Raw genomic sequence first — 18,108 nt, 5'->3', positions numbered from 1 at the left:
GATCAATGAGCGATATCTGGGAGTCACGTGCGACGCACGTTGCCCAACCTAAGCCACCGAAACCTTCGGATTGAGCCCAGCTATTCATTTCGTCGAAAAAACTTGCGAGACCGAGAAGCTGCGCCTGGTGCACGAATTGCTCGAACCACTTCGCCGTCGGCAACAATATCTGCAAATCGGCCAAAGCCTGATCCTGCGAATGCAGACGACACGTCGCTGATCACGATCGGGTTGCGCAGATCGGGCTTGTCATTGCCGTATTTCAGCATCGATTCGCGGTACGGAATGCGCTTGAACGGCAGCGGGGAGACGGTGCGGCCCTTGCCCTGCCAGTTGGCGAATTCCTCGAACACGCCGTGCAGCACCGGCTCGATCGCGGCGAACACGTCGTCCTGCGTGACATAGCTCATCTCGAAATCGAGCTGGTAGAATTCGCCCGGCGAACGATCGGCGCGCGCATCTTCGTCGCGGAAGCACGGTGCGATCTGGAAATAGCGGTCGAAGCCCGCGACCATCAGCAACTGCTTGAACATCTGCGGGGCCTGCGGCAGCGCGTAGAACTTGCCCGGATGCACACGGCTCGGCACCAGATAATCGCGCGCGCTTCGGGCGACGAGGCGGTCAGGATCGGCGTCTGGAATTCGGTGAAGCCCTGGCCGATCATGCGCTGGCGCAGCGAGGAAATGACGTTGGAGCGCAGCAGCACGTTGGCGTGCAGCCGCTCGCGCCGCAAATCGAGATAGCGATATTTGAGGCGGATTTCCTCGGGATATTCGTTCTCGCCGAACACCGGCATCGGCAATTCCTGCGCCGCCGACTGCACCACGACATCGCGGGCGCGCAGTTCGATCTCGCCCGAGGGGAGCGCCGCGTTCACCGTCTCCGCCGAACGGGCGACCACGTCGCCAGTGATGGTGACCACCGACTCGGGCCGCAATTTGTCGAGCACCGCATGCGTCGGGCTGTCGCTGTCGGTGACGATCTGGGTGATGCCATAATGGTCGCGCAGATCGACGAACAACAGGTTTCCGTGGTCGCGCTTGCGGTGGATCCAGCCGGAAAGCTTGACCGAGGCCCCGACATCGGTGGCGCGAAGCTGGGCGCAGGTATGAGTGCGATAGGCGTGCATAAATCTTCTCATGTTCGTCGCCCCGGCGAAGGCCGGGGCCGCTGTGTATCGAAGCGCAACGCCTGACAACGCAGCGGCCCCGGCCTCCGCCGGGGTGACGGCGAATATAGCCGCTGCGCTTCCCTCCCTCACCCACCTTTGTCAACCCGCCCGGCGCTCGCTATGGGGGGCTGTATGCATATCCATCCGCTCATCACCGACAGTGCCACCCTCGCCAATCTCTGCACCCGATTGGCCGAAGCCGACTTCGTCTGCGTCGATACAGAGTTCATGCGCGAGAACACCTTCTGGCCCGAACTCTGCCTGATCCAGATTGCCGACGTGAACGAAGCCGCCGCGATCGATCCGCTCGCCCCCGGCCTCGACATGACGCCGCTGCTGCAACTGCTGGTCAACAATGAGGATGTGCTGAAGGTCTTCCACGCCGGCGGGCAGGACCTCGAAATCGTCTACAACCTTACCGGTACCACCCCGCACCCGCTGTTCGACACGCAGGTCGCCGCGATGGCGCTGGGGCAAGGCGAGCAGGTCGGCTATTCCAATCTGGTCGACGCCTATCTCGGCATCACTGTCGACAAGGGCGCGCGCTTCACCGACTGGAGCCGTCGTCCGCTCGATGCACGGCAGATCGAATATGCGATTGGCGACGTGACGCATCTCGCCAAGATTTTCCCCAAGATGCTCGAACGGCTTCGCCGCACCGGGCGTGGGGCCTGGCTCGACCAGGAAATGGAGCGCCTCGGCGACCCCAAAAATTACGCCAATGATCCCGAGGAAGCCTGGCGCCGGATCAAGGTGCCAAGCCGCAAGCCCGAAGTGCTCGGCCGCCTGAAGGCGCTGGCACGCTGGCGCGAAATCGAGGCCCGCAGCAAAGATCTGCCGCGCGGCCGCATCGTCAAGGACGAGACGATCGCCGATCTTGCTGGACACGCCCCGCGCAAACAGGCCGATCTCGCCAAGGTGCGCGGTCTTTCCGCGACCTGGGCGCAGAACGATATCGCGCGCGGCTGATGGCGGCGCTCGAACATGCCCAACCGATGTCCCCCGAGGAACTGCCCTCGCGCGACGACCGCAAGCCCGGCATGGGCAAGGATGGCGCGCTGGTTGCCGATTTGCTCAAGCTGCTGCTCAAGATCCGCTCCAAGGAAATCGACGTGGCGGCGCGCTTGCTTGCGCGCACCGATGATCTCGACGCGTTGGCCGCGGGTCAACGCAGCGGTTTGTCGATCCTGGAGGGCTGGCGCTTCGACCAATTCGGCCGCGATGCGCTCGACCTGGTCGAGGGGCGGCTGGCCTTTGCAGTGGTGAACGGCAAGTTGAAGATGACGCGCACCGAGGACGCCCCGGTCTATCCGCAATAATTTTGACGATCAGCCAGCCCCGTTTCTTTCGTTCCGGGTTTCATTGACCGGTAACGTTCGCCATGCAAAGTTTCGATATCGAAACTTTTTGTAGCGGGAGAACGTTCATGGCCTTTCCGACCTCTGTCAACGATCAAGTCACCGACTCGGTTACACAAGCCAACGTCAAGGTTCTGGGTGAGAGCCCGGCGATTGCGATGGGAAATCTGTATCAGGCCACCGCGCAGGCGCTGGCCAATGCCGCGCACAATGCGACCGCGGCGCAGCAGCAAAGCTACGTAACAGCGCAAGCGGCCACGACGATGGGGGTTGCCACCCTATATTCGATCGATACCGCGAGCACGGGAGCCTCCACGGAAGATATTTTGCAGTCGGGTCGTGTGAGGGGGCTTTAACGCCCCACACATTCGTCTCGAACGACCAAATCCGGAGCACGACCCATGGCTTATCCTACCGCCGTCAACAGCCAGATCACCGATTCTGTTTCGCAAGCTGGCGTGGTCACGCTTGGTTCCGCCCCCGCCGTGGCGTTGGCCTCGCTTTATCAGGCAGTCGCCCAGACGATCGCGATGGCTGCGCACAACGCTACCTTCGCGCAGCAACAGGCCTATATCACAGCCCAGGCCGCCACGCGCAGGCGTCGCCCTGATCTACGCCCAGGCCAACACGTTGCACAGTCCCGCCGCGATGGCCCCCGGTCGCCGAAAGCCAACCGGCGGCTGGTCCCGTCGCTTCTGGCGTAGCCTGAAAGGCGGACGATAGTGCAAGACCACACCGACCCAAATCCAGCGGCCGAGGCTGCCGCGGAACCGTTCGCTACGGTCAACGCGCAGGTGTTGGACAGCCTAGCGGCAATCCAGGCGCTGACCAAAGGCGCAGCCGACAATCCCGCCGCGGCGATGGTCGAACTGGCGAGCGCCCAGGCCATTGCGCTGGGGCAGCTTCAGGCCGTGATCCGCCAGCAAGCTGATGCGACGATCGCATCCGCGACGACGGCGGCGGCTTGTGCCCAAATCCTGGGCGCACCGCTCCCGCCCGGTCCCGGCGCGCACTCGCCAAACTCGGCAATCGTCGCGGTTTACGAGCAGCAGGCGCGGTTGGCCGTCGATGTCTTGAAGGCGCGCGTTGTGCAAGCCGGTCAGGATGCGGAGGCGGCGACCGCAGCGCTCGCCCGCATCGCGGCGGCAGTGGCGGCTCCCTCGCCCAAGCCAGCAGCGGCTGAGCAATGATGCAGAATGCCGACCCGCAAATCAGGCTGGCGCTTAGTATCGCGGTGCAGGATGCCACCGATGCACTGCGCAATTCCACGATGATTGCCACAGCGGCATCCGCAGCCGGGCTGGCGCGCTTTTTTGCAACCAACGATCGCATCTATCTGGAGGCTGCTAAGGAAGGGCAGCATCTGATTACGAAGGCGATCGAAACGCTGCGGATGGTTGTCGCGATCTCCCAGGACTATGTGCGCGAAGATCACCCCTCGGGTTCAGACGCCGCCGCGCCCAAAGCGAGTACCACTTATGATTGAGCAGGATCCATCGCAACCGCACGCCGGGCAAGGCGACTCGCAGCGACCGGCGCAAGATGCGGTAGAAGGAGGGATGGCCGCCGCCCAGCAACAGCACCAGGCCGCGATGGCCGCAGTGCAAGCTGCAATGGAGGCCGCACAACAACAGCAACACATCGCGACGGGCGCTGTGCAATCGGCGATCGAGGTTGCCATGAAGCAGCAACGGGACGCGATCGCGGCTGCGCAAGCACAGGTTGAGGCCGCCATGACCGCTGCGATGAAAGCAATGACGACCGCTTCATCGGAGCCCAGCACCGACCATTGACGCGACCGCAGGCGCTACCGCGCCAGGATCAGTGCCTTGCGCCCGAGCGCGGTAGCAAGCGCCGAGTGCCGACGTTCCACCGTTTCGCTGTAAAGTGCCAGATCCCCCCGACGCGACGCTGAGCGTGAGCGTGTTGCCATCATCGGCGAGCGACGAGCGTTGCAGCGGCCCGGCCAATCCACCGCTCATTCGCTGGCCCAGCCGCATCGCCAGCCCCCACAACACCGCGTGGCGCAAGTCCGCCGGTGTCGCGAGAACGCCCAGCGGCGCGGGCGTTTCGGTGCCGCCGCCAAGGCTGGTGTAGAGCGCCTGCGCCACCAGCGCGCGGCCGCGCGCATCGATTGCGACCCAATTGCCATGCAGCGCGATTTCGACCCCGCGTTCGGCGCGAAATTCCGGGTTGGCACGCCAGCCGACATCGGCAAGCAAACATGCTGCAAGCCGTAGTCGCGCCATGTCCGGCGCATCGCGCGTGAACAGCGGCGCGATCCAGCCATCGAGCAAATCGCCATGTTCGGCAAAGCGGCCATGCCGCCGCCCTTCATCACGCGTTGCGACGATCAGCGGGTCCTGCGCGCGCACGCTTTCGTCGAGCGCGCCGTACAGCAGCCCCTCGCGTAAGCCGAAGGCCGAGACGATCGTCGTCTCGATCTGCAAATGCTTGAGCAACACCACCAGCAAGGCGGTCGCATCGCCCAGCGTCGCGGCGCGCCCCGCCGACAGGCCCGGGATCGCGCGGAGCCAGGCCTTGTTCACATGGCTGATCGTGCGCCCCATCCGCGCGACCGCTTCGGCCGACATCGCATATTCGTGGATGACGGGCAGCGGATAGCTGCCCAGATGCATATCCAGTCGTGCCAGTGCGCGCCACGATCCGCCGACCAGATACAGCGGCAGCCCTGCGCCCTTGCCGGTCCACCCGGCGGCGTCGAGCAAGCGCGCGACCTGGCGCTGGAGAGCGCCCTGCCCTTTGTCCCGCAACGCGCCGAGCCGCAGCACGCCAAGCGGGAAAGAGACGCGCTCGCCCACCTTGCCGCCGCTGATGCGGATCAGCTCGAGGCTGCCGCCGCCAAGGTCGCCGACGATCCCATCGGCCGCGGGGATCGCCGACAAGACACCGTGTCCGGCCGCCGTTGCTTCCTGTTCGCCGGACAGGAGCTCGACCTCGAGCCCGAGATCGCGCGCCGTGTCGAGCAGGACCTTGCCGTTGGTCGCATCGCGCACAGCAGCGGTTGCAACGGTGCGCAGCCGCGTCACCTCCATCTCGCGCGCGACGGCGGCGAAGCGTGCCAGGGCGTCACTGGCAACCGCAAGCCCCGATTCGGCGATCGTCCCGGTCTCGGCTAGGCCGCGACCGAGTCCTGCCATCACCTTTTCGTTGAACAGGATCGCGGGCAAGCGCTCCGGGCCTTGATAGACGACCAGACGGATCGAGTTGGACCCGATGTCGATGATGCCGGTGCGTGGTTCTCCCGTGATTTCGGGTTTCGCCTTGCGGAACAGAAGCGTCGCCATCGGGCGACTAACGCCGGTTTCGCAGCGACAGCTTCGGCACCGACCCGCTTGCGGCGAGCGAGGCACCGCGACCGGACAGCGACGGATTGGTCATGAAATAGCGGTGCAGGTTGAATGGTCGCTCGCCCGGCTGAACGCGCACATAGCTGCCATCGGCCTGCAATTCCCAGCTTTGCTCATTGTCGATCAGATTGGCGACCATCACCTGGTCGAGAATCTGTTTGTGAACAGTCCGATTCTCGATCGGCAGCATATATTCGATCCGCCGGTCGAAATTGCGCTGCATCCAGTCGGCGGAGGAAATGAACAACTTGGCACCGTCATTGGGCAAGGCCTTGCCATTGCCGAACGCCCAGATGCGGCTGTGTTCGAGGAAGCGGCCGATCACCGATTTGACGCGGATATTCTCGGACATGCCGGGGACGCCGGGCTTCAGACAGCAAATTCCGCGTACGATCAGGTCGATCTCGACCCCTGCGTTTGAGGCTTCGTACAATTTCTCGATCACGGCGGGATCGACCACCGAATTCATCTTGGCCCAGATTGCGGCGGGTTTGCCCTCGCGCGCATTGGCGATCTCGGCGTCGATCAGCCGCATCAGGCGCGGACGCAAGTCGCGGGGCGACAAGCTGATCAGCGTCATATTCTCGGGTTCGACATAGCCGGTGATGTAGTTGAACATCTGCGCGGCATCGCGCCCGAGCCGCGGGTCGGCGGTGAAGAAGCTGAGGTCGGTATACACCTTCGCTGTGATCGGGTGATAGTTGCCCGTACCGAAATGGCAGTAGGTGCGGTATTGCCCGTTCTCGCGGCGGACGACCATCGAGACCTTGGCATGGGTCTTCCAGTCGATGAAGCCATAGACGACCTGCACCCCGGCCCGCTCCAACGCCGACGCCCAGAGCAGATTCTGCTCCTCATCGAAGCGCGCCTTCAGCTCGACCACCGCAGTCACCGATTTGCCGGCCTCGGCGGCGGCGATCAGCGCGTTGATGACGGCGGGCTGCTTGCCGGCGCGATAGAGCGTCTGCTTGATCGCGACCACGTCGGGGTCCGCTGCGGCCTGTTTGAGGAAGGCCAGCACCACGTCGAAGGTTTCATACGGGTGGTGGACGACAATGTCCTTGGCGCTGATCGCGGCAAAACAGTCGCCGCCATATTCGCGGATGCGCTCGGGGAAGCGCGGCGAAAAGGGCGTGAATTTCAGGTCCGGACGATCCTCATCGACGATCGCCTCCAAGTCACCGACGCCCAGGAACGCTCCGCTTTCAGTGACGAAGGCATCCGATCCGCCAAGCTCGTCGCGCAGTACCGCGCCCAGCCCCTCGGGCATCCCGCTTTCCAGCTCGAGCCGGATGACCCGGCCGCGACGGCGGCGCTTGATGGCATTGGCGAAATAGCGGACGAGATCCTCCGCCTCTTCCTCGATCTCGATGTCGCTGTCGCGCAGCACGCGGAACTCGGCACCGCCGATGACGCGGTAGCCGGGGAACACCAACGGCGCGAAGCGCTTCACCAGCGATTCGACCGCGACATAGCGGGCCTTCTCCCCCGGCAAGCGGATGAAGCGCGGCATCGGTGCCGGGATCATCACCAGTTCGCGGATCGGCTGCTCGTCCGAAATCCGCACCAGATCGAACATCACCGCCAGCCCCTTATTGGGCATGAACGGAAAGGGATGTGCCGGATCGAGCGCTTGCGGCGTGAGGATCGGGAAGAGCTGTTCGCGAAATTGCGTTTCCAGCCAGTGCAGGTCTTCGGGTGACAGCGCTTCGTCGATCGTGCGCGAACTGAGCACGGCGATGCCGGTCTCGGCCAACTGGCGACGCAGGTCGCGCCACACGTCGCGTTGGCTCGTCACCAGAGCGTCGGCTTCGGCGACGATCGCGGCGAGTTGCTGTCCCGAGGTGAGCCCGTCGCTCGACAAGCGGGCGACATCTTGAAGCTGCTGCCCCTTCAGGCCAGCCACTCGGACCATGAAAAACTCATCGAGGTTCGAGCCCGAAATCGACAAAAACCGCAGCCGTTCCAGCAGCGGGTGCGCCGTATTGCACGCTTCCTCCAGCACACGCCGGTTGAAGGCGAGCCACGACAGCTCGCGATTGAAATACCGGTCGCTGCCCTCGCTCCCCGCAAAGGGGTCGTCGTCGTGGTCCAGGCTCGCAATATGGGCGGGTCGGGTCATGGGTTTTCCATCGATTCGGGTGCGCGACCGGGGATCAACCCCGCTTCCTCCAATGTGGCCCGTGCGAGCGGAATCGACAAGCGTTTGTGGCTTTCCAGCACGACTTGATCGAGCACATCGACCGCGCGTAGCAGCGCAACATGCGTGCGCTCGACCCGGACCACGAGCCATTGAATCAACTCCGGCCGGGCATCGAGCCCGCGCCGCAGGAACTGCCGCTCGAACAGCGCGCGCATCAGGCTCTCGTCCGGATCGCCGATCCGGATCGTCGGGCTTGCGCTCAGCCGCGAGCGTAAATCGGGGAGCTTGATCGACCATTCCGGCGGCGGCGCATCGGCGACGATCACGACCGGGCGGCGATCCTCTTGTGCGCGGTTCCAGGCATGGAAAATCGCCGTCTCGTTCTGCCGTTCGGCATCGTCGATCAAACCGCCACCGGTCTTGGCGGCGAAGATCCGGGCGAGCAGACTCCGGCCTGATTTGCGTGGGCCTGTGACCACCACGGCCATCACCGGCCAGGTGCTCCAGCGCTCGAGCTGCTGCACCGCGCGGGCGTTCGATGGACCAATCAGAAATTCGTCGTCACGCGGATCGGCAGGCCAGTCGAGCGGCAATGCCATTTGGGCCGGAAGCATCCCGTCAACCCGTCGTGTTATCAGCCGGCGGGGCTGCTTGCCCGCCTGCGGATGGCTGCCCCGAGCGCCGGATGCGCAGCGTCGAGCCACTGGCAACCACCGTCCAGCCGCGCGCCTCCAGCGCAGCGCGCAACACAGCGGGATCGGCATCGAAGCCGACTCGCATCACCGACACGCCACCGATGGCAAGGCTGGTGGTGACGGCCGAGCGCACCCCCGGCACCACTTGCAATGCCGATTCGGTCGCGGTGACCGAGCCCGCGCTGGGCGTATCGACTTGAATCGTGATCACACTGCCGCTCGCACCCGGTTGAGTGCCAGCCGCGACGTCGCCGGTACCGACATCGCTTGGCGTATCGGTCGGTGTCGCGGCAACGACCGGCGCAACAAAAGCGAGGCCGGGATCGGTCCCCAGCAGCCCCGCGTGCAGCGCCGCCTGATAGGTATCGTCGATCCGCTTGACCCCGGCGTCGAGCAGCACGGGCAACGCATCGGCCCGGTCGACGCGGAGCGAAAATTGCGTGAGCAACCGGTTATCCGGGCCGTGCCGTGCCTCGAACATGCCGATGATCGGCCCGCCCGGCCATTCCCGACGCAGTGTGACCTTGGGGATGAGCACGTCGTTCGCGCCATATTGATCGAGCACCACGCGCCACCAGCCGCGACCGGGCCGCTCGACCTGCCCCAGCGTCAGCAACAGCGCGTCACCGCCGGTGCCGCTCGGCCGAACATAATCCACCGTGCTGTTGCCGGTGCGATAGCGCCGCCACGCGTCCTGCCACGCCGTCTTTTGCTCGAAGCCCGTGGCGACGCCGCCGCTGATCTCGATCGGAATCGTCAGCATTGGGGCCGATCGTGCCGCCTCGGGCGCAATCCCCAGGATTGCACCGGCCTTCGCACGGCTGAACAGCACGCCGAGCCGTGCGACGTAGCGGTTGGGGCCGATCTGCTCGTCCTCGACGACGATCCCCGACACCATTCCGTCAAGCGCACCGTCGGAGAGTGCCGTGGCGCTTTGGCCCATGCGCTGCGCGAGCATTGCCCAGCCCTTGCGCTGTGCGATCCGCCAGCCGGCATAGCGCGCGGCATCGGCGGTTTTGCCGACAACATCCACGGCGATGCCGCTGACCTCATAGCTGCCCGAGCTGTCGGCAGCCGCCAGCCCCTGATCGGGATCGTCGACTTGCGCGAGCACAAGCCCACCGGTCGCCGCAAGGGCAAGCGCTGCGGCAAATTGCAGGGGGCGGGAAAAGCAGCGGATCGACATGTCGGCGCCCTTTTGGCGAAGGAGGCGTGGAAATCCAAGCAGGATATGGCTAGGCGGGCATCATGAGCGATACGAACCCGGACGCGACGTCCTACACCTATGCCCAAGCGGGCGTCTCGATTGCAGCGGGCAACGCCCTGGTCCGGGCGATTGCGCCGCTCGCCAAGTCGACCCGACGATCGGGCGCGGATGCCGAACTCGGCGGTTTTGGTGGCTTTTTCGATCTCAAGGCGGCGGGTTTCGTCGATCCGTTGCTGGTCGCCGCGAACGATGGCGTCGGCACCAAGCTGAAACTGGCGATCGACCACAATGCGCATGATGGAGTCGGAATCGATCTGGTCGCGATGTGCGCCAACGACCTGATCGTGCAGGGTGCCGAGCCGCTGTTCTTCCTCGATTATTATGCGACGGCCAAGATCGATCCGGCGGTGGCGGAGCGCGTGATCGCTTCGATTGCCGAAGGCTGTCGCCAGGCGGGCTGCGCGCTGATCGGCGGCGAGACTGCGGAAATGCCCGGCATGTATGCCGCGGATGACTATGACCTCGCTGGCTTCTGCGTCGGCGCGGTCGAGCGGGACCGCGTGCTGACCGGGCAGGACATTGCGCCGGGAGACGTGCTGCTGGGTCTTGCCTCGTCGGGCGTGCATTCGAACGGCTTCTCACTGGTCCGTCGCCTCGCTGCCGACAAGGGCTGGAAGCTGGCACGCCCGGCGCTGTTCGATGCCGACGTGCTGCTGATCGACGCGCTGATGGCACCCACGCGCATTTACGTGAAGTCACTGCTGCCCTTGCTGGCCGAGCGCCGGATCAAGGGCCTTGCCCATATCACCGGCGGCGGTTTGCTCGAGAATGTGCCGCGCGTGCTGCCCGCAGGCGTCCACGCGCGGATCGATGCCGATGCCTGGCCGCAGCCACGGCTGATGGCGTTCCTGCAAGCGCAGGGCAATATCGAGCCCGAGGAAATGGCGCGCACCTTCAATTGCGGCATCGGCATGGTCGCCGCCGTCGCGCCCGATCAGGTCGAGGCGGTGACGGCAGCGTTGACTGCGGCGGGCGAAACCGTGTTCACCATCGGCGCGGTCCAAGCGGGCGTGCGCGGTTGCACCGTGACGGGCTCGCTGGAAACCTGGGGCGGTCGTAGCGCCTGGACCGCGACGCACAATCATGGGTGACGCGCGCCTGCTCCCCTCCCGCACGCGGGAGGGGCTGGGGGAGGGCCTGACCTCCAACAGCATCGCATCGCGTGAAGACACGCCCCTCCCCCAACCCATCCCGCAGGCGGGAGGGGAGTCTTGAACCGGAAGGTCGGCATCCTGCTCTCGGGCCGCGGCTCCAACATGATGGCGCTGGTCGAGCACGCACGCAGCTATGACGTCGCTTTGGTCGCCTCGGACAAGCCCGATGCCGCCGGCATCGCCTGGGCGCGCGACCGGGGCCTTGCCACCTTCACCCAATCGCCCAAGGGCATTCCCAAGGCCGACTATGAAGCCGCGATCGACGCTGCGCTCCGCGCCGCCGGGGTCGAGGTGATCGCGCTCGCTGGCTATATGCGCTTGCTGTCCGATGATTTCGTCGCGCGCTGGCGTGGGCGGATCATCAACATCCACCCCTCGCTGCTGCCCAAATATAAGGGCCTCGACACCCATGCCCGCGCGATCGCGGCGGGCGATGCGGTGGCGGGCTGCTCGGTCCATGTCGTCACCGAGGAGCTCGATGGCGGCGAAGTGCTCGGCCAGGCCGAAGTGCCGATCCTCCCCGGCGACACCGCCGACACCCTCGCCGCGCGCGTGCTTGCGGCCGAGCATGGCCTTTACCCCTCGGTTCTGGCAGACTTCGTCACGCGATGAGCCCCGATCCCGACATCCCGCTCGCCAAGGTCCGCGCGCTCGCCCTGGCGCTGCCGGAAACGGTCGAGCGAGCATCGCACGGGTCGCCGGGCTTCCTGATCGAAAAGGGCAAGTTCTTCGCCTATTTCTGGCATAACCATCATGGCGACGGCGAAACCGTGGTGATCGTCAAGACCACTGGCCGCGACGAGCAAGCGATACTGATCGAGCTGGACCCGGAGTGTTATTATAGCCCGCCCTATCTCGGGCCATCTGGCTGGATTGCGATGCGGCTCGATCGCGAAGAGGTCGACTGGGACCGCATTGGCGACCGGATCGCGATCAGTTGGGAATTGGTGGCGCCGCGGCGCTTGCTGGAAGCGGGTGGACGATGAGCGACGACATCACGAAAACCCCGCCCCAGCACGACCCCGCAATCCAGGTCGCGGCGACCGAAGCCGTCGCCAAGGCGGAAGCCGCAGCAACGCGGCGGCGCTGGATCAACCTCGGCGAATTCATCGCCGTCGCAGGCCTGCTGATCGCGGGCGGTAGCCTGTATCTCAATTGGTCGGATCACCGCGCCGACCAGGCCGACAAGCGGGTCGCCGCGGTCAAGGCGCAGCGCGACTCCTCGCGCTTCGACGTGCGCGCGGTGCCCGCGGCCAACGGCACGGCTTTGCTGCTCCAGCATGACGACCGCCACCCGATCCGCGATGCCACCGTTACCTTCCCGAGCGAGCTCGGCATCGGCAGCAAGGATACCGTCGGCGATACGATCGAGCGCGGCTGGTTCGAGCATGAAGTGCTGAAGGCAACCGATGGGGCCATGGAAAAGAAAACCGGCCGCCTGCCCGTCCTCATCGCGCTCACCTATTGGGACGGCGACACCCCGCGCACCACGCGCGGCATCTATGATATTGGCTGGAAGGCAGAGGGCGGCTTCCCGTTCGGCCGTTCGCTCAAGCTGGAAAGTCTGCGGCTGCACGAACTGGGCGGCACGCAAGCCCGGCTCGATGCGGTGTGGGCCAGCGTCAAGCCGAAGCCGAAATCCTGACCGAAAGGTCCAGCGCGTAAATCGGGTCGATGTGCACTTCGCTGCCGACCTGGAATTCGCGCGTGCCGATCACGCGGAAGCCGTGCCGTTCATAGAAAGCACGCGCCCGCGCATTGTGCTCCCACACGCCAAGCAACAGCCGACGCGCGCCCATCCGGGCGGCATCCTCGATGGCACGCGCCATCAGCGCGGCGCCGATGCCGGTCCCATGCGCCTGGCGCAGCGAATAGATGCGGCGCAGCTCGACATCGGTCGGCTCCAGCGCGATCGGAAAATTGGGGGTGGTTAAAACCGCGTACCCGAGCGGCGCATGGCCCGGTTCGATCTCGGCAACGGTCACGATGGTTGCCGGGTCGGCGAGCCAGATCGCAAAGGCCTCGGCGCGATTGTTCTTGAGACAATGCGCGAGCAAATCTGCGCCCTCCAAAGACGGCGCATAGGTATCAAGAAATGTCGCATTGGCGACGAGCGACAGCAGGTCGGCATCCGCCACACCTGCCTGTCGCACGCGCCATTGCATCGGCTGGATCAGCCGACGATTTCTTCGGGCTTGAAGAAATAGGCGATTTCGATCGCCGCATTTTCGTCCGAGTCCGAACCGTGAACGGTGTTGGCTTCGATCGATTCGGCCAGTTCCTTGCGGATCGTGCCCGGCTCGGCATTGGCGGGGTTGGTCGCGCCCATGATGTCGCGGTTGCGCTGCATCGCGTTCTCGCCTTCGAGAACCTGCACGACGACCGGGCCCGAGATCATGAACTCGACCAGCTCACCGAAGAACGGGCGTTCCTTGTGGACGGCGTAGAAGCCTTCGGCCTGCTCGCGCGTCATCTGGATGCGCTTGGAGGCGACGACGCGCAGGCCGGCTTCCTCGAGCATCTTGGTGACGGCACCCGTCAGGTTGCGGCGCGTGGCGTCGGGCTTGATGATCGAAAACGTGCGGTTCGCGGCCATGACCGTGAAGCTCCTGTGTTGATAGGTGGGGGATTTGGAAAGTCGCGTGTCCCTAGTCGCGGGGGCGCGGCAAAGCAAGTCTCTGGGCAAGTCTCTGGGCAAGCCTCTGGGCAACCCTCAGGCCGCTTGCTCCCAACGGCCATTGTCATTTTGCTTCCAATACCGCCGTTCGATCCCGGGACGATCGGTCAGTGCTTTCCACGCCACCCGCGCCGCGCCGATGCGGTCTTCGTCGAAGAAATGGAAAGCGCGGTCGAAGCCCAGCGCTTCCTCGCGCCACAGGCCATCGGCAATCGCGATGTTGCGTGCGGTGTTCGCCGCGACCGGCTGCTCGGCAATCAGGATCGGTTGCGCCGCATCGCCCTCCCCCGTCGGCCTGCGCATGCGGCAGGAAACTGTCGGCGGCATAGGTCCACAACAAGCGGTCGAGCGCGGCGCGCTGGTCGACGCTCTCCGCCACCACCAGCAACCGCCCGCCCCCCTCGACCACGCGCTCGGCAATGCGCGGCAGCACGCGGTCGAGCGCTGGAGCGTCAAATGGTAGAAATCGACTTGCACCTACTCCCCTCCCGCTTGCGAGCTCGGGGTCGACAGCGCCCCGCGCTGTCGAGGATGTGCTGGGGGCACATCCGACCCCGAACTGGGCTGGGGGAGGGAAATCCATCGCTGGCACCCGTTCGACCCGAAACACCGCCCTCCCCTAACCCCTCCCGCGAGCGGGAGGGGAAATGGGTTACATCAAACGAAAATCTGGCTGATCCATTCGGCGATCATTGCGGGCTTGTCCTCGCCTTCGATCTCGACCGTGAATTCGTTGGTCTGCTGCCACTGGCCGGGGCGCTTTTCGTCGAAGCTCAAGAGCTTGAAACGACCGCGCACGCGCTTGCCCGAGCGGACGGGCTGCAGGAAGCGGACCTTGTTGCCCCCGTAATTGACGCCCATCTTGACGCCTTCGATCTCGACGCCGTCGATGATCTTGGACGACAGTAGCGGCATCAGCGACAGCGTGAGGAAGCCGTGCGCGATGGTGCCGCCGAACGGGGTCATCGCCGCCATTGCCGGGTTGACGTGGATGAACTGGTGGTCGCCAGTCGCATCGGCGAACTTGTCGATCATTTCCTGGCTGACCTCGACCCAGTCGGACACCTGTTCGGTGCCGATCCGGCCTGCCATTTCCTGGACTGTAACGGTCGTCACGGCATTCCCCTGAAGCTGATTTCGTCGCATAGGCGCGGCCAAGCAAATGGCATCCGCCGTGCCTGCGCGCAAGCCTCACACCGACCGGAAACCGGAACATGACCTTTGACGTAGCGTCCACCGCCCGTAAATCCATGGGCAATCTCCACCGCGCGAGCGAACCCGATGTTCTAAAGCCCCTGTTGGACCGTGCCGCGCTCACCCCCGAGTCGCGCGAACGGGTGATGGGCCATGCTTTGGGGCTGCTCGCCGACCTGCGCGCGGCGCAAGGGAAGGGCTGGGTCAACCAGTTCCTGCAGGAATATCGGCTCAATTCGTCCGAGGGCGTCGCGCTGCTGTCGCTGGCCGAGGCGTTCCTGCGCGTGCCCGACCCCGAGACCGCCGATCTGCTGATCGCCGACAAGCTTGGCGATGCCGATTGGCGCGCGCACACCGGCAAATCCAACTCGACTTTGGTCAATTCGGCGACCTGGGGGCTGGTGGTCGGCCGCGCTTTGGTGGGGGAGGGGCAGGCGCAAAGTGCGTTGCGCCGCCTGATTGCCCGTGCAGGCGAGCCGTTCGTGCGCCAGGCGGTGGGCGCTGCGATGCGGATGATGGGCGAGATTTTCGTGATGGGCCGCACCATCGACGAAGCGATGAAGCGGATGAAAAAGCCCGAGCATAAGGGCTTTACCGCGAGCTTCGACATGCTGGGCGAGGCGGCGCGGACGCATGACGATGCGCAGCGCTATTTCCGCGCTTATACCGATGCGGTGGATGCGGTCGGGCGCGATCCGGCGGCGGGGCATTCGATCTCGGTCAAGCTGTCGGCGCTGCACCCGCGCTATGAAGTCGCGCGCTGGGAGGAATGCGTGCCGGCGCTGACCGAAATGCTCGAGGCGCTGGCCGTGCAAGCGGCGGGCAAGGGTATCGCGCTGACGGTCGATGCCGAGGAGAGCGAGCGGCTGGAAATGAGCCTCGACATCATCGGCAAGGTCGCCGCGCTGCCGAGCCTGAAGGGCTGGGACGGCTTCGGCATGGCGGTGCAGGCTTATGGCAAGCGCGCGCGGCCAGTCGTCGCGTGGGCGGGCGCGCTCGACCGCATCATGAACGTGCGGCTGGTGAAGGGGGCCTATTGGGACAGCGAGATCAAGCGCGCGCAAGTCGAGGGGCTGTCCGATTATCCCTTGTTCACGCGCAAGGCGGCGACCGACGTGTCGTATCTGGCGGTGGCGCGCGACATGCTCGATGCGCCCAACATCCGCCCGGCCTTTGCCAGCCACAATGCGCTGACGGTGGCGACGATCATGGAATGGGCCGGCAACAGCCGCGACTTCGAATTCCAGCGGCTGCACGGCATGGGCGACGGGCTGTATGAGCGGCTAGTGCGCGAGCAGGGCTATCACTGCCGCGTCTATGCGCCGGTTGGCGGGCATCGCGATCTGCTGGCCTATCTGGTGCGGCGCTTGCTGGAGAATGGCGCGAATTCGTCCTTCGTCCATCAACTCGCCGACGAGCGGCTGACCGAGGCCGAGATCCTGGCCGACCCTGTGGCGAAGATCGCTGCCGTCGGCGGTGCGCGGCACCCGAGCATCCCGCTGCCGGTCGACCTGTTCGGCGCGGAGCGCAAAAACTCCGCCGGGGTCGACCTCGCGGATCGTACGACCTTGGGCGAGACGGTTTCTTCTCTTCGTGGCTTTGTGTCTTTGCCCGAGCAAAAAGATGATCTCGCACAAAGCCACAAAGGCAGGAAGGAAGAGGCGAAAAAAGGCCGTTGGTACTGCCGCCGCGGCCTTCCCCGCATGGCTGGGCGGTCGATTGAGGATCGCTGCGCGATCGTGGAGCGGCTGGCCGATCTGTTGGAGGCGCATCGCGACGAATTGATGGCGATTTGCGTGTCGGAAGCGTTCAAAACGATCCCGGATGCGCTCGGAGAGGTGCGCGAGGCGGTCGATTTCTGTCGGTATTACGCACGCGCCGCGCGCGATGGGTTGCAGCCGGTCGAACTGCCCGGGCCGACGGGCGAGCGCAACGTGTTGCGCTATGCCGGGCGCGGGGTGTGGGCGACGATTGCGCCGTGGAATTTCCCGCTGGCGATCTTCCTCGGCCAGACCGTCGCGGCGCTGGTGACGGGCAACACCGTCGTCGCCAAGCCCGCCCCGCAAACCCCGCGCATCGCCGCGCGCGCGGTGGCGCTGGCGCATCAAGCGGGCGTGCCGAGCGATGCGCTGATCCTGCTGCCGGGAGGGCCTGAGGTTGGCGCCGCGCTCACCGCCGATCCGCGCATCGCGGGCGTCGCCTTTACCGGTTCCACCGCAACCGCGCGAAAAATCGCCCGCTCGCTCTTGGAAGACGACGCGCGCCCGATCGTGCCGCTGATCGCCGAGACTGGCGGGATCAACGCGATGATCGTCGATTCCACCGCTTTGCCCGAACAGGTCGTGGCCGATGTCGTCACCTCGGCCTTCCGCTCGGCCGGGCAGCGTTGCTCGGCGCTCAGGCTGCTGCTGCTGCAGGAGGAAATCGCCGAGACGACGATCGAAATGCTGAAGGGTGCGATGGACACGCTGCGCCTCGGCGATCCGGGCGATCCTGCGACCGATGTCGGCCCGGTGATCGACCAGGCCGCCTATGACAAGCTCATGGCGTATCGTGCGGGCGCGACCGTGCTGAAGACGCTGGACGCGCCGGCCGAGGGGCTGTTCGTGCCGCCGACGCTGATCGGGCTGTCGCGGATCGAGGACCTTACCGCCGAATGGTTCGGCCCAATCCTGCATGTCGTCACCTGGCCGTCGGGCAAGCTTGCCGAAACGATCCGTAGCGTGAATGCCAAGGGCTATGGCCTGACCATGGGGCTGCACAGCCGCATCGCGCGCGCCGCCGAGGAGACCGAAGCGCTGGCCGAAGTCGGCAACCTCTACGTCAACCGGTCGATGATCGGCGCGGTGGTCGGCTCGCAGCCCTTCGGCGGCGAGGGACTGTCGGGCACTGGTCCCAAAGCGGGCGGACCCAACTATCTCCACCGCTTCGTGGTGGAGCGTGCGGTCTCGGTCGACACGACCAGCGCAGGCGGCAATGCGACGCTGCTGAGCCTTGACGAGGGCGGGATTTAGGCGCGCCTGAGATCGCTGGGGCCTCCCCTCCCTGGGAAGGGAGGGGATTGAAGGGGGTGGGGGG

16 protein-coding genes and 4 pseudogenes are annotated in these 18,108 nt (G+C 65.3%); 11 read left to right on the top strand and 9 right to left on the bottom strand.

The window, feature by feature from the left end; genetic code table 11:
* Window positions 1-37: 37 nt before the first annotated feature.
* Window positions 38-1,129 (bottom strand): annotated as a pseudogene (gene aspS / locus NW75_RS24060) (aspartate--tRNA ligase); the annotation flags it as partial.
* Window positions 1,130-1,303: 174 nt separating this feature from the next.
* Between aspS and rnd the strand changes: the two are divergent.
* From rnd to NW75_RS20255, 6 genes and pseudogenes are all read left to right on the top strand, one after another.
* Window positions 1,304-2,490, top strand: a pseudogene (rnd, locus tag NW75_RS20280) (ribonuclease D).
* Between the two features lie 107 nt (window positions 2,491-2,597).
* Window positions 2,598-2,885: a RebB family R body protein gene (locus NW75_RS20275; protein ID WP_033967199.1), complete on the top strand. Its 288-nt coding sequence runs from the start codon at window positions 2,598-2,600 to the stop codon at window positions 2,883-2,885.
* Window positions 2,886-2,930: 45 nt separating this feature from the next.
* Window positions 2,931-3,233 carry a RebB family R body protein gene (locus NW75_RS20270; RefSeq protein ID WP_197057887.1) on the top strand — a complete coding sequence of 101 codons (303 nt, stop codon included), beginning with the start codon at window positions 2,931-2,933 and terminating at the stop codon, window positions 3,231-3,233.
* A gap of 18 nt (window positions 3,234-3,251) precedes the next feature.
* Window positions 3,252-3,719: a RebB family R body protein gene (locus NW75_RS20265; RefSeq protein ID WP_033967198.1), complete on the top strand. Its 468-nt coding sequence runs from the start codon at window positions 3,252-3,254 to the stop codon at window positions 3,717-3,719.
* A 44-nt stretch (window positions 3,720-3,763) separates the two neighbouring features.
* On the top strand, window positions 3,764-4,015 hold the full coding sequence (locus tag NW75_RS20260) for a hypothetical protein (RefSeq protein WP_156143091.1): 252 nt from the start codon (window positions 3,764-3,766) through the stop codon (window positions 4,013-4,015).
* Window positions 4,016-4,088: 73 nt separating this feature from the next.
* Window positions 4,089-4,322 (top strand): hypothetical protein, encoded by a 234-nt coding sequence (locus NW75_RS20255; protein ID WP_137902329.1) that lies wholly within the window; start codon window positions 4,089-4,091, stop codon window positions 4,320-4,322.
* 14 nt (window positions 4,323-4,336) lie between these two features.
* Here NW75_RS20255 and NW75_RS20250 read toward each other — a convergent pair.
* The 4 genes and pseudogenes from NW75_RS20250 to NW75_RS20235 all read right to left on the bottom strand — a co-directional run bounded on the left by NW75_RS20250 (window position 4,337) and on the right by NW75_RS20235 (window position 9,924).
* Window positions 4,337-5,837, bottom strand: a pseudogene (locus NW75_RS20250) (Ppx/GppA phosphatase family protein).
* Window positions 5,838-5,844: 7 nt separating this feature from the next.
* On the bottom strand, window positions 5,845-8,022 hold the full coding sequence (locus NW75_RS20245) for an RNA degradosome polyphosphate kinase (protein ID WP_033967194.1): 2,178 nt from the start codon (window positions 8,020-8,022) through the stop codon (window positions 5,845-5,847).
* Window positions 8,019-8,642 carry an HdaA/DnaA family protein gene (locus NW75_RS20240; RefSeq protein ID WP_033967193.1) on the bottom strand — a complete coding sequence of 208 codons (624 nt, stop codon included), beginning with the start codon at window positions 8,640-8,642 and terminating at the stop codon, window positions 8,019-8,021. The genes NW75_RS20245 and NW75_RS20240 overlap by 4 nt, the downstream gene beginning before the upstream one ends.
* A 19-nt stretch (window positions 8,643-8,661) precedes the next feature.
* Window positions 8,662-9,924, bottom strand: a complete 1,263-nt coding sequence (locus NW75_RS20235) for a hypothetical protein (protein WP_033967192.1) — start codon at window positions 9,922-9,924, stop codon at window positions 8,662-8,664.
* Window positions 9,925-9,986: 62 nt separating this feature from the next.
* On the opposite strand from NW75_RS20235, the gene purM reads away from it, so the two are divergent.
* The 4 genes from purM (at window position 9,987) to NW75_RS20215 (ending at window position 12,804) form a co-directional block, all read left to right on the top strand.
* Complete coding sequence (gene purM, locus NW75_RS20230) at window positions 9,987-11,096, top strand: phosphoribosylformylglycinamidine cyclo-ligase (RefSeq protein ID WP_033967191.1); 1,110 nt, start codon at window positions 9,987-9,989, stop codon at window positions 11,094-11,096.
* Between the two features lie 165 nt (window positions 11,097-11,261).
* Complete coding sequence (gene purN / locus NW75_RS20225; RefSeq protein WP_052192546.1) at window positions 11,262-11,771, top strand: phosphoribosylglycinamide formyltransferase; 510 nt, start codon at window positions 11,262-11,264, stop codon at window positions 11,769-11,771.
* Window positions 11,768-12,145: an MmcQ/YjbR family DNA-binding protein gene (locus tag NW75_RS20220; protein ID WP_033967188.1), complete on the top strand. Its 378-nt coding sequence runs from the start codon at window positions 11,768-11,770 to the stop codon at window positions 12,143-12,145. The genes purN and NW75_RS20220 overlap by 4 nt, the downstream gene beginning before the upstream one ends.
* Window positions 12,142-12,804: a hypothetical protein gene (locus NW75_RS20215; protein WP_052192543.1), complete on the top strand. Its 663-nt coding sequence runs from the start codon at window positions 12,142-12,144 to the stop codon at window positions 12,802-12,804. Before NW75_RS20220 ends, NW75_RS20215 begins: the two co-directional genes overlap by 4 nt.
* On the opposite strand, the gene NW75_RS20210 is transcribed toward NW75_RS20215, so the two are convergent.
* The 4 genes and pseudogenes from NW75_RS20210 to NW75_RS20195 form a co-directional block, all read right to left on the bottom strand.
* A complete protein-coding gene (locus NW75_RS20210; protein WP_310066437.1) occupies window positions 12,782-13,312 on the bottom strand; it encodes a GNAT family N-acetyltransferase in 531 nt (176 codons plus the stop codon). The two genes, NW75_RS20215 and NW75_RS20210, sit on opposite strands and share 23 nt — an antisense overlap.
* A gap of 20 nt (window positions 13,313-13,332) precedes the next feature.
* A complete protein-coding gene (gene ndk / locus NW75_RS20205; RefSeq protein WP_033967186.1) occupies window positions 13,333-13,755 on the bottom strand; it encodes a nucleoside-diphosphate kinase in 423 nt (140 codons plus the stop codon).
* Between the two features lie 117 nt (window positions 13,756-13,872).
* Window positions 13,873-14,313 (bottom strand): annotated as a pseudogene (locus tag NW75_RS20200) (DNA polymerase III subunit chi).
* A 180-nt stretch (window positions 14,314-14,493) separates the two neighbouring features.
* Complete coding sequence (locus NW75_RS20195; RefSeq protein WP_171010471.1) at window positions 14,494-14,928, bottom strand: MaoC family dehydratase; 435 nt, start codon at window positions 14,926-14,928, stop codon at window positions 14,494-14,496.
* A gap of 122 nt (window positions 14,929-15,050) precedes the next feature.
* Here NW75_RS20195 and putA point away from each other — a divergent pair, with 122 nt between their 5' ends.
* On the top strand, window positions 15,051-18,044 hold the full coding sequence (gene putA, locus NW75_RS20190; protein ID WP_081988847.1) for a bifunctional proline dehydrogenase/L-glutamate gamma-semialdehyde dehydrogenase PutA: 2,994 nt from the start codon (window positions 15,051-15,053) through the stop codon (window positions 18,042-18,044).
* Window positions 18,045-18,108 lie beyond the last annotated feature (64 nt).

The organism is Sphingomonas sp. Ant H11, assembly GCF_000797515.1.
GTDB lineage: Bacteria > Pseudomonadota > Alphaproteobacteria > Sphingomonadales > Sphingomonadaceae > Sphingomonas.
This window is presented reverse-complemented; position numbering and strand designations above follow the sequence as displayed.

Coding starts and splice junctions, on each gene's coding strand:
- NW75_RS20275 (WP_033967199.1), top strand. CDS start 2,598: ATGGCCTTTCCGACCTCTGTCAACGATCAAGTCACCGACTCGGTTACA.
- NW75_RS20270 (WP_197057887.1), top strand. CDS start 2,931: ATGGCTTATCCTACCGCCGTCAACAGCCAGATCACCGATTCTGTTTCG.
- NW75_RS20255 (WP_137902329.1), top strand. CDS start 4,089: ATGGCCGCCGCCCAGCAACAGCACCAGGCCGCGATGGCCGCAGTGCAA.
- NW75_RS20245 (WP_033967194.1), bottom strand. CDS start 8,022: ATGACCCGACCCGCCCATATTGCGAGCCTGGACCACGACGACGACCCC.
- NW75_RS20240 (WP_033967193.1), bottom strand. CDS start 8,642: ATGGCATTGCCGCTCGACTGGCCTGCCGATCCGCGTGACGACGAATTT.
- NW75_RS20235 (WP_033967192.1), bottom strand. CDS start 9,924: ATGTCGATCCGCTGCTTTTCCCGCCCCCTGCAATTTGCCGCAGCGCTT.
- purM (WP_033967191.1), top strand. CDS start 9,987: ATGAGCGATACGAACCCGGACGCGACGTCCTACACCTATGCCCAAGCG.
- purN (WP_052192546.1), top strand. CDS start 11,262: ATGATGGCGCTGGTCGAGCACGCACGCAGCTATGACGTCGCTTTGGTC.
- NW75_RS20220 (WP_033967188.1), top strand. CDS start 11,768: ATGAGCCCCGATCCCGACATCCCGCTCGCCAAGGTCCGCGCGCTCGCC.
- NW75_RS20215 (WP_052192543.1), top strand. CDS start 12,142: ATGAGCGACGACATCACGAAAACCCCGCCCCAGCACGACCCCGCAATC.
- ndk (WP_033967186.1), bottom strand. CDS start 13,755: ATGGCCGCGAACCGCACGTTTTCGATCATCAAGCCCGACGCCACGCGC.
- NW75_RS20195 (WP_171010471.1), bottom strand. CDS start 14,928: ATGGCAGGCCGGATCGGCACCGAACAGGTGTCCGACTGGGTCGAGGTC.
- putA (WP_081988847.1), top strand. CDS start 15,051: ATGACCTTTGACGTAGCGTCCACCGCCCGTAAATCCATGGGCAATCTC.